The organism is Hahella chejuensis KCTC 2396, assembly GCF_000012985.1.
Lineage (GTDB): Bacteria > Pseudomonadota > Gammaproteobacteria > Pseudomonadales > Oleiphilaceae > Hahella > Hahella chejuensis.
The window spans coordinates 1,433,742-1,447,969 of record NC_007645.1; the positions used below are offsets into that span (position 1 = coordinate 1,433,742).

A 14,228-nucleotide genomic window follows, 5' to 3' on the forward strand; every position below is an offset into this window, starting at 1 on the left:
GGAAAAAGCGTTAACAAATGAAAATGTTTTTAACTGTTTGATTTGTAAGTGTTAAGTTTTTTGTGGTTCGGAAATTGTTAGTGTTCTTGTATTGTTAATCGGACTGGCGATAACCAAGTCGGTCCCCCTGCTGCTGATATTTGTTCAAGTCTTTGAGAGGAGCCGCATCATGAAATCTCTGCTAACCATAATTCTGGCGCTGTGCGTGGTAGTTGGCGGAGCGCAGGCGGCGACGATCGATAACCAGTTCGACATCACAATGCCAGGGTTTGTGGAGATGGATAAGGATGCGGACGCCTTGATCACCCGATTTGAGGCGCGGAATCGGCAGGATCTGATCGACGCGTTTGAAATGTTCGATATGGATCGAAGCGGCGATATTTCCCTGGTTGAGTATGCGGATTTTATGTCATCGGCGCACAACAAGTCTGCGTCAGTGAAGCGTAGCGTTACGCCGGAGATCAGTTCCTAGTTTGAAGTAGACAGCGAGCTCGGGATGAGCCGTCGGGTTAGCTGTAAGGGAGAGGCGAGATGTGTTCGAGAACGGTTACGCAATGGTTGTATTTATTCGTCCTGATGGCGCTAACCACTGTGACGATGGTCGCCAGGGCCAATGACAATGGACGCAGCCCCTTCGCAGAAGGTTGGAAGGAAGGGGTGATTCAAACCCGCTATTTATTAAACCCGGCGTTGCGGGCATTCGCAATCCAGGTGACGGTGATTCGCGACAAGGCTGTGTTAGAAGGCGATGTCGACACCGAGATTGAAAAAGTACTGGCGGAGCAGGTTGCGCTGTCTGTGGATGGCGTATCCCGGGTGGACAACCGGCTGCTGACTTGTGTGCAACGCCAGGAAGTCAGTCCTTCTATTGAGTCTGATCGGGTTGAGAAGACGCCGCCCCGAACTGATTTTGGGGTGAGAAGGGGGGCTGGCGGAAGAGAATTAAAGAAACCGCTTGGTGATTTTACCGGGCGCCCAAAGATAGGGAGCCGCCTAAGGAATGGTTGCCCCGTAATTAGATAGTAGAAATGAGGAAAAAACATGAAAAACCTGTCTAAATTCAGTTTGTTGGCGGCTGCTGTGATTGGTCTGTCCGCGTGTGCGTCCAGCCAGCCCGAGCCTGTGGTTGAAGAGCCGGTAGTTATCGAACCCGCCCAACCAGAGCCTGTGGTTGAGCCGGCTCCAGAGCCTGTAGTGGAAGCTGCGCCGGCGCCAAGCGCTAATATCGAGTTTGCTTTCGACTCCTCCAAAATCGGTCCTGGCGAGCAAAGCGACCTGCAACAGTGGGCGAGTTATATTCAGGAAGGCGCTTACAACCGTGTTGAAGTACACGGCCATGCAGACGATACCGGTTCTGCAGACTACAACCGCAAACTGTCCGCCGACCGCGCCAACAGTACTGTGCAGGCATTGCGCAACCTGGTTTCCGGTCAGGTTGATTTCGTAGTTGTTCCTCATGGTGAAGAGCAACCCCTGGCTGAAAACTCCGATGAGCAAGGTCGTCAGTTGAATCGTCGCGTGGAGATCGTTCCACAGGGCGCGAGCCTCTAATCAGCTCTGAGTTCGCGACGGATTGCGTAACCTGAACTGCCGACGCCGCAGGTCCGGCGTTAGAAACAATGTAAGCGCCCTGTTGTGAATAAATGTGTCGCAGCGGGGCGTTTGCACTTTCGCAATTGCGTTGCGACACTTAGAATTCTGTTTCTTTCGTCGACGCGACGCTGATGTCGCAGTAATAACTCCAACGAATCTCTTACTTAAGAAATGAGGAATGACTATGAAATCCAAACGCCTGATTAAGCAAGTTACCGCTGTATTGCTGAGCATGAGCATGTTCGTATTGAGCTTGCAAAGTGCTGCGGTGCGTGCGGCGATGGTCTCAACTGACACTCAGATTCAGGTTGAGCAGCAAAACTATGATCGCGAGCAGATTATGCGCATTACCGGCTCTGACGAGGCGAAAGAAGTGTTGCTGAGCCTAGGTGTAAGCCAGGAAGACGTTGAAGCTCGCGTGGCGAATATGACTGCGGATGAAATCGCGGAGTTCAACAAACAAATTAATGAAATGCCAGCAGGCGCCAGTTCTGCGGTAGGTATTATCCTGGTGATTTTTGTTATTTTGATCGTGTTGGATCTGCTGGGAACAACCAACATCTTCCCTGTGATCAAACCCATTGGTAAGCGTTAAGCCGACTTACCATTGTCAAAGCCTTGGTTAAGCAGGTTCAAGCTTATACAGCGGCGATTATGTTGATAATCGCCGCGGCGCTCTCCGGCTGCGGTTCCCTGCCGCAGTCCGCGGCGCTGATGGCGGAGCCGCCCAGCGATATCCCTCCTCAGGCGGAACTTACCGCAACCCCGTTTTATCCTCAATCTGAATATCAGTGTGGCCCGGCGGCATTGGCGACGGTGCTTACAACGCCCGAGCGGCCGGTTCAACCTGAAGACCTGGTTGGTTTGGTTTATGTACCGGACAGACAGGGAAGTTTCCAGGTGGAGATGGTCGCCGCCGCCCGCAGTTATGGGCGTCTTGCATATCCATTAAAACCCCGGATGGAACATATCCTGCGCGAAGTGGCTGCGGGTCACCCTGTCTTGGTGTTTCAGAACCTGGGACTGAGTTGGAGCCCTGTCTGGCATTTCGCTGTAGTGGTGGGATACGACTTTACCAAGTCGGAAGTGATTCTGCGTTCAGGAACTACCGAGCGTGAAACGCTGTTGTTGCGCACCTTTGAACGCACCTGGAAAAATGGCGGCTATTGGGCGCGAGTCATTTTGCCGTCTGGTGAGTTGCCCGCTACCGGGGAGCCTTTTCCTGTCGCCAAGGCGGCGCAGGATTTAGCGAATACGGGACACCCGCAGCAAGCCCGCGCCACTTATGCCGCAGCAGTAAAGCGTTGGCCGGAGTCCTCTATCTTGCAACTGGGGCTGGGGAATCTCGCCTATGCCGCCAAAGATTACGCTGTGGCGGAAGCCGCCTTTCGGCGATTAGTGGCGCTGCAGCCGGAGAAGGCGGAGGGCTGGAATAATCTGTCTTATGCTCTCGCCCAGCAAGGGTGCGATGTGGCGGTGGAGGCGGCGCAATGCGCCCGCGCGCTGGCTCCTGGCGACGCCACTATCTCAACCACGTCGCAGGATGTGGCGGAGATTCTGGGGCGTAAGTCTGTCGTCGCATGTAGGATACCAGGCTGCCCGGCTTTGTAATCCTAAGTATCGCTGCTTAACGGGAACCTTACTATGACGCGGGTTCCCTTGCTCTCCTCGCTTTCTATGCGCAGCTCGCCGCCATGAGCTTTGGCGATTTGTCGACATAGATACAGCCCCAATCCAAGGCCGCCAGTGTGAGCCCGGGATTGGTCGCCGCGATAGAAGGGGTCCGTCAGCATGGCTAACTGCTCCGATTCGACGCCTTGGCCTTTGTCCTCGACCGTCAGCTCGCCATAATCCGGCTGTTGTCTCCAACTGGCGACAACGTCTTTGCCCTCTCCATGTTTCAACGCATTATCAATCAGATTGGCCGCCAGCAGTTTGAAACGTACAGGGTCCAAGCGCGCCAGACTGTTCATCGAGCAATCAAGCCTGATTAGGTGGCGCTGTCTGGCGAAACGCTCTTCGATAAGCTCGCGTAACAATTTGGTTGCATCGATGTCGTGCAACTGGAGCGCACGATGACCTGTTTCCAGCCTTTCGCATTCCAGCAACTCGGTGATCAATCTGTTCATATGCTGTATTTCCCGCACCAGCTCACTGCGCTGTTGTTCGTCTTCAATCATCTCGCCAGCCACGCGCATACGGGTGAGGGGCGATCTGAGTTCATGGCTGATGGCCAGCAGCAACTGCCGCTTAGCGTTAAGCATGGACTCAATCTGGGCGGACATAATGTTGAAGGTGTCGCTCAATTGCCCTAGTTCATCCTGTCTTAGGGTTGGGATACGTTGTTGAAAGTCGCCGCCAGCGACTTTTTGCGCGGCCTGGTTCAGCCAGCCTATGGGTTTATGCAGTCGCTTAATGCTCAGAAAGCAGAGAAAGATCACCAGTAAGATCGACAGCAGCAGGGCGACACCGGTAAAAGTCAGACCGTTCTCATTTTCAAATGGGCGGGCGTAGAAATAGATGGTGGCGTCCTGACGCGGAATTTGCAGGATGAAGTAGCGTCTCCAGTGGGTGAACTCGATACGCCCATCGCCAGCGTCGCGAAACTCAAGGTCCACGCTGGCGAACGGAGGCGTTTCGGACACCCAGGCTCCAGCGGAGTTTTTGACGCCGATCTGAGTATGGGTGCGGCTCTCTATAGAGGCTATGAGCGTCGAGTCGTAGGGTGGCTGGATATCTTTGCTGAGGGAGTAAAAGTAATCCGAAAAAATCTCTTTCCAGAAAACATGGGCGCGCTCTTGCGAAATATTCTGGAAGGCCGCCACGATAAGCAGTAATACCGCGAAGGCTGCAGCCAGAAATATCATCATCAGCCTGACCGACAGAGAACGCTGACGTTGTCGTTTATGTTTGAGCATTACAGCGCTTCTCCGACAAATCGGTAGCCGGCTCCCCAGACGGTCTTTATGAACTCCCTTTTACTTTTGGTCTTCATTTTTTGACGCAGACGGCTGACCGTAATGTCGATCGCGCGGGAGAACAGCTCTACTTCAGTACCTTTGAGGCTGTTCATGATTTCGTCGCGGGAAAACACTTTACCGGGTGCGGAGGCGAATAGCTGAAGCAGGCGGAACTCGGATGTGGTCAGTGTAAGCGGACGCCCGGCCACCAGCACTTCTTGCGTCGTCAGGTTAATTTCCAAATCGCGGAAATACATGAGGGGAACCGGTTTTTCCGTAGAGGCGTGGCGACGGGTGATGCTTTGAATGCGCGCAGCGAGCTCCCTTGGTTCAAAAGGTTTCGGCAGATAGTCGTCGGCGCCTATCTCCAATCCAACGATGCGATCCGTCACTTCGCCGCGGGCAGTCAACATAATGATTGGCGTCGTGTAGTCATGGCGAAGCTTGCGGCACACGGAAAATCCGTCTTCCTCCGGCAACATGACGTCCAGAATAATGGCGTCGGGCTGGCTTTGCTTTAACTGCGCATAGGCGATTGACGGCGCGGAAGCATGGCGCAGTTCCCAGCCGAATCGCTGAAAGTAGCGGTTTAACAGGCGCGCCAGGTCATTATCGTCATCAATCAGCAACAAGTTCATAAGTGTTCGTGGCGAAAAAAAGGGGGAAATCGGAATTACATCATAGTGCGGCTGTAAGCGGCGCTGTAGCGGCAAAGTTTCAGGAATTTGTTTTCTATTTTAAAAATTCCTTTTTAATCATGAAGATAAAGCGTTACAAAGTGAAACAAGCCGATACGACGATGAAAAGAATACCCGCGCGCGTAAACCTACACTGAGCATGTTGATCATCATGTTATTAATCAGGCAGACAAATAGCTTCCTTCTATTTGTCTGCAACGACAGGGCCTGCACAGGTCAGGCCCTGTCTCCCGCGGCTAGACGCCGCGCAGGCGCATCCATGCGCCTGATGATTAACATGCCAATATCATTGCCATATTAATAACTATCACGAGGAAACGCGTTATGAAAATGGGTAAGTACGTAACAAAGCCTATGTTGTTGATACTGGTCGCCGCCATTTCTCTAGGAGCCATGGCCTGTCGCTATGACCCTGAAAAACGATGGGAGCACGCCAAAGAGTGGGTCAGTGATGAACTGGAACTCAATACAGAACAGCAAGTGATCCTGGATGAATTGCTTGCGCAGATCCAGGCGGCGAAACAGAAAATGAAATCGGAGCGGGAAAGCGCTCGTGAATTGCTGATCGGGCAGATCAACAGCGAGCAACTGGATGAAGCAAAAATTCTGACGGCATTCGAAGCGCATCAACAGCAAATGAATGAGACCGTCGCCAGTTTACTGCCAACTCTGACCAGACTGCACAGCACCCTGACTCCTGAACAGAAAGCCACGTTGGTGGCGTTTATAGAAAAACACGCTAAACGCGGGTTTCATGGGGGGAGAGACTGGTAGGCATATAGCTTGACTGATAATTCAAGGTCGTTAATGAACGCTTTTCTCTAGAATACTTCCTGTGGCCTTATGCGTGGGGGAGGTGTTTTTGGAAAGGCGTTTTATCTTTTTCGCCAACCGTATGGAAGGGCGCTCAACCATCCAATAAAGACATTGCGCCGCAACAAGGCTGACTATCAATCCCAGTAAAAACAGAAGCATGGATAAAAACGGCGTTATGATTTGGTCTTCCAGCAGTCGTTTGCCAAAAGAGACGGCTTTCCAACCGATGTCGGAATGTACCAGATAGAGGCTGTAGGATATTTTCCCCAAGTATTGCAGAGGCCATTGCGCCAATCCTGTGGTGAGCCAGCCTGCCAGGCCAAATAGGTAGATAAGGGCCACACTGGCGAGCCCTACGATGACATATCCGTTCACACTGGCGGTGCTTTGGAGTAATACTTCTACGCCCACGAACGCAAAAAACAGGTACTTCATCCAGGCTACACCGCTTAATGCAAAATAAGCCGATACTCCGAGAAAGAAATAATGCCAGTAAGGGAGAAACAAGCCTTGCAGCAGACCGGGTAACGTTTTATGGGTTTGTAGAACGGATATGACGCCTATAGCGAACATAAACAGTAAGCTGTATCGCAATACGTCGATATTGCGCCATGCCTTAAGCTTATTGGCCAACACATACACCAGGACTAAAAACAGGTAGAGTTGGACTTCAATGCAGAGTGTCCAATACACCTCTGATATCACAGGTGGATATCCTAAAAAATATTGCAGGTAAAAAATATGCGCGATGACGTTTTCCACTGATGGGTATATCTGCGCCACCTGAAATACTCTTTGCACCAGCAGCGCCAGGATTATTGTGATGGCGATGGAAGCCCAATAAGGCGGATCAAGGCGTACCGCCCGGCGCAGTGCAAATTTTCCCATGTAACGAAAGTCAGCGCCCTCGCAACGAACAGTGTGAGCGATAACGAAGCCGCTCAATACGAAAAATGTCGATACGCCGAGATAGCCATAATTAAGCGTCGCGCGTATGGGCTCGGGCAACCAATGGAGTTCGCGCCACAGGTTTATGTATAAGTGAAAAAACACTACCGCCAATGCAGCGACGCCGCGCAATGCATCCAACGCTTTGAACCGGCCCCCTTCCTCCATCTTCATTCGAGTCTCCTGTTTGGTCTGCTTCGAAGCAGACCGGCGCCATAATTTCATGTGCGGCTGATTGGCTTTCAATACAGTATATCCTTTTGCTGAGGACTGACTGTGCAGTTGCGCAGATTACACAATCGTTTACATCGGATTGCCTGCCGGGGTTTGGTTTAAACTTTTCCTGCTACTAAACTCAAGATATGAGAAAAGAAGTTGGCCACACATAAAACCTGTTAGATGTGAAGGAAGGTTGCGCAATGTTAAAAACCGAAGACCAGTTATGCGAGATTCTCAGTGGGATCGGTTATGACGAACATGAAATCGTAATGATGGATGTTCCGGGCGTCGCGCGGAAGGCCTTCGCTGTTGAAATTACCGCCGGAGAGGCGATGGATTTGTGGGCGGAGTTTCGTTCTATCTCCGAGCAGACCGGCATGTGGCCGGTGTTGCATGCCTGCTGGTTGAATGATGCCGGCAGCTGGCGCGAGGCGGTGCTTAACGAGGATGCGTTTATGCGGCGTCCTTATGGATGGGAGCCGTCGGGAGCGGATCGGGACCTGTCGCCAGAAGCGATATGCGCAGGCGCGGCGGCGGCCGATATCAAGGCGATCCTGGCCAGCCATGATCGTTTGTATTCAGAAGATCTGGAAGAGAACTTTGAGTATAGCCTGGGCCATACTAAAGAGCGCTTTGGTAAAGTTCCTTCCCTGGATGAAATCAATAAATTGATCGCCGAGAAACAGATCAATGGCTACTTTGAGTTTGAGCGCTGGATGTTGGAATGGGAAATTCAATACTCCGGCGCTGGAGACGTACTGGAGCCTGAGTACTGTGATCATATCGATTGGTATGAGCCCCAGGGACAGGCGCAGGCGTTGATGCTGTTGCCGACCACCAAACCTTGGGAGGCGCTGGCGTATATGCACTGGTACGGCGCGGAAAATGTAGGATCGGAAGCCAGTATCGCCATGTTGCGGCGCTGGCATGACAAGTACGGGGCAGAGCTGGTGGCTCATTACGGAACCATGCTGCAATTCAACGCCAAGTCGGGGCCAAAGGATATTTTCGAATCTTTCGAGCTGGCCTGTGAGCAGGAAGCGCTGGCGCCTTGCACCACTGCGCTGGCGGGGGTGTTACTGCGTGATCATGCCCGTTCGCTCATGAAAACCCGTCGTTGGTTTTTACACGAGCGCCCCTGAATTTCAGGGCTTACAAGTGAAGTAACCGTCCCGTCGCGAGCGGGGTTAATCCCGTTCTAATAAGTGCGGCCCGGGGCCTTGCTCAGCCAACTCGTCCCAGGGATTGCGAAGAGGGCAATCCTCCATCGACAGGCAGCCGCAACCAATGCATTCATCCAGTTGATCCCTTAACTGAGTCAGCTTGCGTATTCGGTCATTCAGCACTTGTTTCCATTGTTCTGATAAACGCCGCCAATCCGCTGCGCTGGGCGCACGCCCTTCGGGCAAAGTGGACAAGGCCTCTTTTATCGCTGACAAAGGCACGCCGGTGCGTTGCGCTACCTTGATAATCGCCACTCTCCGCAGGACGCCTCTTGGATAGCGACGTTGATTGCCGGAGTTGCGATTGCTCTTCAGCAGTCCTTTGGATTCGTAGAAATGTAAGGTGGACACGGCGACGCCGCTACGCTTCGCCACCTCTCCAACGCTGAGTTCTTTGTAAGCGTTACGGGCGTTGAGTTGCGCCATAAAAAACCTCTTGACCTAAAGTTAAGTTGAGGTTTTACACTGCCGCAGACTTGATAACAACCTCTATGGAGTCATGACTTATGGGCAATGATATTAACGTGGCGTTGATCTATGGCAGCACTCGGGAAGGGCGCTTTTGCGACAAGGTGGCGCGCTGGGCTGGCGGACGTATTCTCAATTACCAGGGATTGAGTCTGGATATGATTGATCCGGCGGAGCTGGCGCTGCCTCCGTACCATCAACGCGAGCGCCCTCCTGCGGTCGAAGCGCTTTGTCGTCGCGTCGGACAGGCGGACGCATTTGTTATCGTGACGCCGGAATATAACCACGGCTATCCCGCGCCGCTAAAGTTCGTGATTGATTCCGTTAATAGCGAATGGCGCGCCAAGCCGGTGGCGTTTGTGTCCTATGGCGGTATTTCCGGCGGCCTGCGGGCGGTGGAGCAATTGCGACTGGTGTTTGCGGAGCTGCACGCAGTGACCGTAAGAGACACCGTCAGTTTCGCCAGCGCCTGGGAGCAATTCGACGAGAATGGCGAGCTGCTGGCTCCCGCTCGGGCGCAAAAGTCCATGGACATTATGCTGGACCGACTGGTTTGGTGGGCGCAGGCGCTGCGAGGGGCGCGTCAGACAACGCCTTACGACAGTCGACAGGCGGCCTGATGGATTCTGTCAGTGGGAGGGGCGGCGGCGCAAAAACAGCGCCATCGCTCCCAGCCCCAGAAGCGCGATATGAGCTGGCTCCAGCGCGGTCAGGTTAGGTTGCGACGTGGACTGTGCGTTGGCGTGGTATATCGGCAAATCCGCACTTTGTAACTGGGTCTCGGCTTCAAGCGGGGCCGGCGCCTGATCGCTAACGTTGGCTTGCGTCGCCAGTGTGGACGCCGCTGCTGCTGAGCACAGCGATGAGGCCGCAATGAATAGAATCGCTTTGAACTGCATAGGCCTTTTATCTTTAGTGAGTTGGATAGATACATGCTGACGGGATCTCTCATTCCGAGAGAGCAGTCATGATACCTTTTGCTACGACGCAGTGTGTCGCACCAGAGACGAAATGAATGAATTCGAAGTGCGCGATATACAGGATATCCTGAATAGAGAGTTGGCTTTCGCTGACGCGCGGCGGCGTCCCCAGATGGGGCTCGGTGGTTGACGCGTTCCATGAAAAGCTGCTGAAACCACCTAAATCTCAGCGTTTTTTCATATAAACATCGACTTATTACACCAAGCCCTTCTCCCTTGCGATCGCCAACGCCTGAGTGCGCCGGCGCACGCCAAATTTGGCGTATATGTTGCGCAAATGCGTTTTTACCGTGGAGGCGGCGATGTTCAGCGCGACCGCGATTTCCTCATTACTGCGCCCTGCGGACAAGTGATTCAGAATGGTGGTTTCACGTTGGCTGAGTTCCTCCATTAATGGGGAGTTGCTGTGGTTGCGTTGCGGGCGGGTTTGAGGGGCGGAATAAACGGAGAGTTCCGAGATAAATGTTGTCGCCTGTCCACGGCGCGCCATATCCATCAAGAGCGGTTGCAGAAAAGTAATTTCTTCCCGAAAGGGGCGTCGTACGCCCAGCGGCGCGGCGGCGTTTACGGCCTGAGTGAGAAACTCTCTGGCGCTGCTGGGGCGGGCCTGGGCCAGCTCGTTGAGGCAGCACAGCACCAGCAGATTAATGGAAAAGTACAGGTTGCCGGCTTTCTGGATAAGGGGGAGTCGTTCCAGTAGCAGGTCCAGCTCATCCGCCTGCTGATAAATCTTGATGCGGGCGTACATCATCAGTTCGATCGTTTGTCGTTGCAAATTGACGATAGGAGCCTTCGTATCGTAAGCCGCGGCCCATTGCGCCAGGGGGAAAGGGTTGCCTGATAACGCGTCGAGAAGGACTTTAAGCGTGGCGGGACTGGGGACGACAAAATTCCACTGCGTGAAATGTTGCTGAAAATAGGCGTCCAGCTGGTGCAACGCCTTTTCCGCTTGTTGATAATCTTGTTGCGCCAGACGCAGGGCGAACTCGCCCCATTTGTGGTAAACCCGGTCTACCGCCATGACTCTCTCGTCGGCGCAGTCCCACAGTCGTTCCAACTCTTGAGCGGCCGCTGCTGGCTGCTCTAGCTCAAGTAAGATAAGCAGGCGTAGATAGTGCAAGTTACCCCAGTTCGGCAAACAGTGCATATGACGGCTTTCCAGCCAGGACTGCTGTTCATCCAGCAGCTCTTTGGCGAATTGCAGCTTGCCTTGCTGCAGCAGAACGGGAATCAACCAGGATAAGGTGGCGATCAGGCAAAACCCTTCTTCATATTTGCGACTACTGCGCAAAGCGCGCATCAGCAGGTATTGCGCTGCATGCAGCGAACCGCGAATGTATTCGTCCGCGCCCAGGCCCTGAAACAACCAGGCGGTGAAGGGAGAGTCCTGCTCTGGTAAAAAGTCCCGGCTCTGCTCAAGTTGTTCTGTGGCGAGTTCCGGTTTGTCAGTCATTCGGGCGATGTGGCTGCGCCCGAGAATGATCATGCATTTCAACTCCCTGATGGACTCTGACTCCTGCAACCCGTACTGACGCTTTAAGCGCGTCAGCGTTTGGGGATTCCCGGATTCTTCCAGCATGGCGTCAACGTAACGCTCCGCCAGATCCAGGTCGGCGTCGACTTCATCGAAACGCATTCGCGTCAGCTGTAAAAAGGCCCGCTGCGCCAATAGTTTGGGATATCGACGCATTTGCTCCGGCGGAATTTTCGCCAGCAGGCGCGCCACCAGCGGGTAATGTCCCATACGGAGAATTTCCGGCAGCGCGCGGCCGGCGCATAATGCGGTTTGCTCCCAGTCGCCCGCCAGGGTCCATTGCTCCATGGCCTCTAAAAAGTAACCTTGCTCCGCATACCATTGTGCGGCTTGTCCGTGCAGTATTTGCAGTTCTCCGGGCGGACGGTCTTGATTGCGCAATTGCAGCCAATCCCTCAGTAAATCGTGGAAGCGATACCAGGCGCCATCGGCGCTGGTTTCGGATAAAAACAACTGCCGTTTCAACAAGGTTTCCAGTAACAAGGCGGCGTCGGCGCCGGGACAAAGCTGGTTGGCGAGCTGCAAGTTGAAACGGGGAACCAGGGCCAGATTCAACAAACCAGCCTGCACCCAGTCGTCCTGTTGCTGAAAACACTCTTCCGCCAGATAGGCGGCCACATTCTCTGGCGGCGCGTTCAGGTTTAGCAGTGGGTTGGCGGGTTGCGACTGCAGGTTCAGTCCATACAACTGTAATGCGCCGATCCAGCCGTCCGTAAGGCGATGCAGTTTTTTCATCTCTGCGGCTTCCAGATTCAGACCCAGTCGTGTCTGCAGGAATTTCGGCGTTTCGATTTCGGTGAGGCGCAGATGTTCCGCATCCAGAAGCAGCAGGCTGTCACGGACCTGGCGTCGGGGAATATGCAGAGGAGGAATCGTACGGCTGATCAACGCAACATGGAGGTAAGGCGGCAGGTGATCGAGGAAATAGTCCAGCTGTTGCAACAGTATTGGATCGCTGAGGTAGTGCACGTCGTCAATCGCCATCAGCATACTTTCCGGGCGGCGCCAGGTGCGGCCCAGTTGCGTCAACTCATCCAGCAGGCTGCGTACAGCGTTCAGGGCGTCGTCATCCACTGACAGTATTCGCGCGCTGCGTGGCCCGATTTTAGGGAAGACAGATTCGAATCCCGCGCAAACATAGCGCCAGAATATTCCGGGGACATTGTCCTGCTCGTCCAGGGCGTACCACAGGTATGGCAATTGTTCGCGATGAAGAAACTGCGCCAGCGCCGTGGTTTTTCCAAAGCCCGGCGGCGCCGACACCAGAGTGACAGGCTTCTTCAATATGCCGCCAAGCCTGTGTTGCAAGGCGTCCCGCGGCAGAAGTTGCGTGGGCAGTTGAGGTGGTTGCAGTTTGCTTGTAAGGATCATAATGGTTGTCGCGACGTCCTGAGTCGCGCTCAGTATCGGTCCGGCTCTCAGCGCCTCGCAAGGGAAAAGCGATAGACTGTCGTCAAAAGTGTCGAGCAATTCCCGTTTTGAATCATATCAGTACGCCTTTTGGTGGAGTGCTGCGAAGCCGGCTGCGGGCATTGCGATGCATTCGGGCGGCGCCTATAGTGTCTCACTTGAAATCAAGAGTGTCTCACTTGAAACCAAGAGTGTCTTACTTGAAATCAAGAGTGTCTCACTGGAATCCATTACAACGCATAACCTTATAAATCAGGGAGCTTAATATGAAATCACGCGCAGCCGTCGCATTCGCCGCTGGCCAGCCGCTGGAAATTGTCGAAGTTGACGTCCAGGGGCCAAAGACCGGTGAAGTGCTGGTCAAGATTGTCGCCACCGGCGTCTGTCATACCGACGCTTATACGCTCTCAGGAGATGATCCCGAAGGACTTTTTCCCGCCATTCTCGGGCATGAAGGCGGCGGCGTGGTGATGGAAGTCGGCGAGGGCGTCACATCCGTCAAGCCGGGCGACCACGTTATTCCTCTTTATATTCCTGAGTGCGGGCAATGCAAGTTTTGCTCATCCGGCAAAACCAATCTGTGTCAGGCCATTCGCGTCACGCAGGGTAAGGGCCTGATGCCTGACGGCACGTCGCGCTTCTCTTATCAGGGCAAACAGCTTTTCCACTACATGGGCACCTCCACGTTTTCCGAGTACACCGTACTGCCGGAAATCGCCCTGGCCAAGATCAATCCCAAAGCTCCGTTAGAGAAAGTCTGTCTGCTGGGCTGTGGCGTCACTACCGGTATTGGCGCAGTGTTGAACACGGCGAAAGTGGAGCCGGGATCGACGGTGGCGGTCTTTGGTTTGGGCGGCATTGGCCTGAGCGTGATTCAGGGCGCGGCGATGGCCAACGCGGGCAGAATCATTGCGGTAGACATTAATTCTGATAAGTTTGAGATGGCGAAAGCCCTGGGCGCCACCGACTGTGTGAACCCCAAGGAATTGTCCGCGCCAATCCAGGAAGCGTTGGTGGAAATGACCGATGGCGGCGTGGATTATTCGTTCGAGTGCGTCGGCAATGTGCAATTGATGCGCGCGGCGCTGGAATCCTGCCATAAAGGGTGGGGGACGTCCGTGATCATCGGTGTGGCGGGCGCCGGTCAGGAAATTTCCACGCGTCCTTTCCAGCTGGTCACTGGCCGTACCTGGAAAGGAACCGCGTTTGGTGGCGTTAAGGGACGCAGCCAGCTGCCAGGTTACGTGGATAAATATCTCAGCGGCGAAATCAAAGTGGACCCGATGGTCACTTACAGTTTGTCTCTGGATGACATCAATAAAGCTTTTGATTACATGCACGAAGGCAAAAGCATTCGCTCTGTGATTCTTTTTTAACGC

At 53.7% G+C, this 14,228-nt stretch carries 15 protein-coding genes; 9 read left to right on the top strand and 6 right to left on the bottom strand.

The window, feature by feature from the left end; translation table 11 throughout:
- Positions 1–169: 169 nt before the first annotated feature.
- The 5 genes from HCH_RS06425 (at position 170) to HCH_RS06445 (ending at position 3,204) form a co-directional block, all read left to right on the top strand.
- Entirely contained in the window at positions 170–472 is a 303-nt protein-coding gene (locus HCH_RS06425) for a hypothetical protein (protein WP_011395364.1), read from the top strand.
- A 59-nt stretch (positions 473–531) separates the two neighbouring features.
- The gene (locus HCH_RS32155; RefSeq protein ID WP_011395365.1) at positions 532–1,023 is read left to right on the top strand and encodes a BON domain-containing protein; all 492 of its coding nucleotides are present in this window, start codon (positions 532–534) and stop codon (positions 1,021–1,023) included.
- 18 nt (positions 1,024–1,041) lie between these two features.
- Positions 1,042–1,551: an OmpA family protein gene (locus tag HCH_RS06435; protein WP_011395366.1), complete on the top strand. Its 510-nt coding sequence runs from the start codon at positions 1,042–1,044 to the stop codon at positions 1,549–1,551.
- A gap of 226 nt (positions 1,552–1,777) precedes the next feature.
- Complete coding sequence (locus tag HCH_RS06440) at positions 1,778–2,188, top strand: PA2779 family protein (RefSeq protein ID WP_011395367.1); 411 nt, start codon at positions 1,778–1,780, stop codon at positions 2,186–2,188.
- 59 nt (positions 2,189–2,247) lie between these two features.
- Positions 2,248–3,204, top strand: a complete 957-nt coding sequence (locus HCH_RS06445) for a PA2778 family cysteine peptidase (RefSeq protein ID WP_011395368.1) — start codon at positions 2,248–2,250, stop codon at positions 3,202–3,204.
- Positions 3,205–3,206: 2 nt separating this feature from the next.
- On the opposite strand, the gene HCH_RS32160 is transcribed toward HCH_RS06445, so the two are convergent.
- Positions 3,207–4,511 carry a sensor histidine kinase gene (locus HCH_RS32160; RefSeq protein WP_011395369.1) on the bottom strand — a complete coding sequence of 435 codons (1,305 nt, stop codon included), beginning with the start codon at positions 4,509–4,511 and terminating at the stop codon, positions 3,207–3,209.
- A complete protein-coding gene (locus HCH_RS06455) occupies positions 4,511–5,191 on the bottom strand; it encodes a response regulator transcription factor (protein ID WP_011395370.1) in 681 nt (226 codons plus the stop codon). Before HCH_RS06455 ends, HCH_RS32160 begins: the two co-directional genes overlap by 1 nt.
- A 384-nt stretch (positions 5,192–5,575) precedes the next feature.
- On the opposite strand from HCH_RS06455, the gene HCH_RS06465 reads away from it, so the two are divergent.
- The gene (locus HCH_RS06465) at positions 5,576–6,025 is read left to right on the top strand and encodes a Spy/CpxP family protein refolding chaperone (RefSeq protein ID WP_011395372.1); all 450 of its coding nucleotides are present in this window, start codon (positions 5,576–5,578) and stop codon (positions 6,023–6,025) included.
- 30 nt (positions 6,026–6,055) lie between these two features.
- Here the strand turns inward: HCH_RS06465 and HCH_RS06470 are convergent, their stop codons facing one another.
- The gene (locus HCH_RS06470) at positions 6,056–7,189 is read right to left on the bottom strand and encodes an acyltransferase family protein (RefSeq protein ID WP_011395373.1); all 1,134 of its coding nucleotides are present in this window, start codon (positions 7,187–7,189) and stop codon (positions 6,056–6,058) included.
- A gap of 245 nt (positions 7,190–7,434) precedes the next feature.
- Here HCH_RS06470 and HCH_RS06475 point away from each other — a divergent pair, with 245 nt between their 5' ends.
- Positions 7,435–8,376: a DUF4253 domain-containing protein gene (locus HCH_RS06475; RefSeq protein ID WP_011395374.1), complete on the top strand. Its 942-nt coding sequence runs from the start codon at positions 7,435–7,437 to the stop codon at positions 8,374–8,376.
- Positions 8,377–8,421: 45 nt separating this feature from the next.
- Here the strand turns inward: HCH_RS06475 and soxR are convergent, their stop codons facing one another.
- Positions 8,422–8,883: a redox-sensitive transcriptional activator SoxR gene (soxR, locus tag HCH_RS06480; protein WP_011395375.1), complete on the bottom strand. Its 462-nt coding sequence runs from the start codon at positions 8,881–8,883 to the stop codon at positions 8,422–8,424.
- A gap of 80 nt (positions 8,884–8,963) precedes the next feature.
- Here soxR and HCH_RS06485 point away from each other — a divergent pair, with 80 nt between their 5' ends.
- Positions 8,964–9,545: an NADPH-dependent FMN reductase gene (locus HCH_RS06485; protein WP_011395376.1), complete on the top strand. Its 582-nt coding sequence runs from the start codon at positions 8,964–8,966 to the stop codon at positions 9,543–9,545.
- A gap of 9 nt (positions 9,546–9,554) precedes the next feature.
- On the opposite strand, the gene HCH_RS06490 is transcribed toward HCH_RS06485, so the two are convergent.
- Together HCH_RS06490 and HCH_RS06495 are read right to left on the bottom strand one after the other, a co-directional pair.
- The gene (locus tag HCH_RS06490) at positions 9,555–9,824 is read right to left on the bottom strand and encodes a PEP-CTERM sorting domain-containing protein (RefSeq protein ID WP_011395377.1); all 270 of its coding nucleotides are present in this window, start codon (positions 9,822–9,824) and stop codon (positions 9,555–9,557) included.
- A 277-nt stretch (positions 9,825–10,101) separates the two neighbouring features.
- Positions 10,102–12,810, bottom strand: coding sequence for a LuxR C-terminal-related transcriptional regulator (locus HCH_RS06495; protein ID WP_011395378.1), 2,709 nt, complete (start codon positions 12,808–12,810; stop codon positions 10,102–10,104).
- 305 nt (positions 12,811–13,115) lie between these two features.
- On the opposite strand from HCH_RS06495, the gene HCH_RS06500 reads away from it, so the two are divergent.
- Positions 13,116–14,225: an S-(hydroxymethyl)glutathione dehydrogenase/class III alcohol dehydrogenase gene (locus tag HCH_RS06500; RefSeq protein WP_011395379.1), complete on the top strand. Its 1,110-nt coding sequence runs from the start codon at positions 13,116–13,118 to the stop codon at positions 14,223–14,225.
- Positions 14,226–14,228 lie beyond the last annotated feature (3 nt).

Bases quoted from the DNA above. Each gene is read 5' to 3' on its own strand.
- HCH_RS06425 (WP_011395364.1), top strand. From the start codon at position 170: ATGAAATCTCTGCTAACCATAATTCTGGCGCTGTGCGTGGTAGTTGGC.
- HCH_RS32155 (WP_011395365.1), top strand. From the start codon at position 532: ATGTGTTCGAGAACGGTTACGCAATGGTTGTATTTATTCGTCCTGATG.
- HCH_RS06435 (WP_011395366.1), top strand. From the start codon at position 1,042: ATGAAAAACCTGTCTAAATTCAGTTTGTTGGCGGCTGCTGTGATTGGT.
- HCH_RS06440 (WP_011395367.1), top strand. From the start codon at position 1,778: ATGAAATCCAAACGCCTGATTAAGCAAGTTACCGCTGTATTGCTGAGC.
- HCH_RS06445 (WP_011395368.1), top strand. From the start codon at position 2,248: ATGTTGATAATCGCCGCGGCGCTCTCCGGCTGCGGTTCCCTGCCGCAG.
- HCH_RS32160 (WP_011395369.1), bottom strand. From the start codon at position 4,511: ATGCTCAAACATAAACGACAACGTCAGCGTTCTCTGTCGGTCAGGCTG.
- HCH_RS06455 (WP_011395370.1), bottom strand. From the start codon at position 5,191: ATGAACTTGTTGCTGATTGATGACGATAATGACCTGGCGCGCCTGTTA.
- HCH_RS06465 (WP_011395372.1), top strand. From the start codon at position 5,576: ATGAAAATGGGTAAGTACGTAACAAAGCCTATGTTGTTGATACTGGTC.
- HCH_RS06470 (WP_011395373.1), bottom strand. From the start codon at position 7,189: ATGAAGATGGAGGAAGGGGGCCGGTTCAAAGCGTTGGATGCATTGCGC.
- HCH_RS06475 (WP_011395374.1), top strand. From the start codon at position 7,435: ATGTTAAAAACCGAAGACCAGTTATGCGAGATTCTCAGTGGGATCGGT.
- soxR (WP_011395375.1), bottom strand. From the start codon at position 8,883: ATGGCGCAACTCAACGCCCGTAACGCTTACAAAGAACTCAGCGTTGGA.
- HCH_RS06485 (WP_011395376.1), top strand. From the start codon at position 8,964: ATGGGCAATGATATTAACGTGGCGTTGATCTATGGCAGCACTCGGGAA.
- HCH_RS06490 (WP_011395377.1), bottom strand. From the start codon at position 9,824: ATGCAGTTCAAAGCGATTCTATTCATTGCGGCCTCATCGCTGTGCTCA.
- HCH_RS06495 (WP_011395378.1), bottom strand. From the start codon at position 12,810: ATGATCCTTACAAGCAAACTGCAACCACCTCAACTGCCCACGCAACTT.
- HCH_RS06500 (WP_011395379.1), top strand. From the start codon at position 13,116: ATGAAATCACGCGCAGCCGTCGCATTCGCCGCTGGCCAGCCGCTGGAA.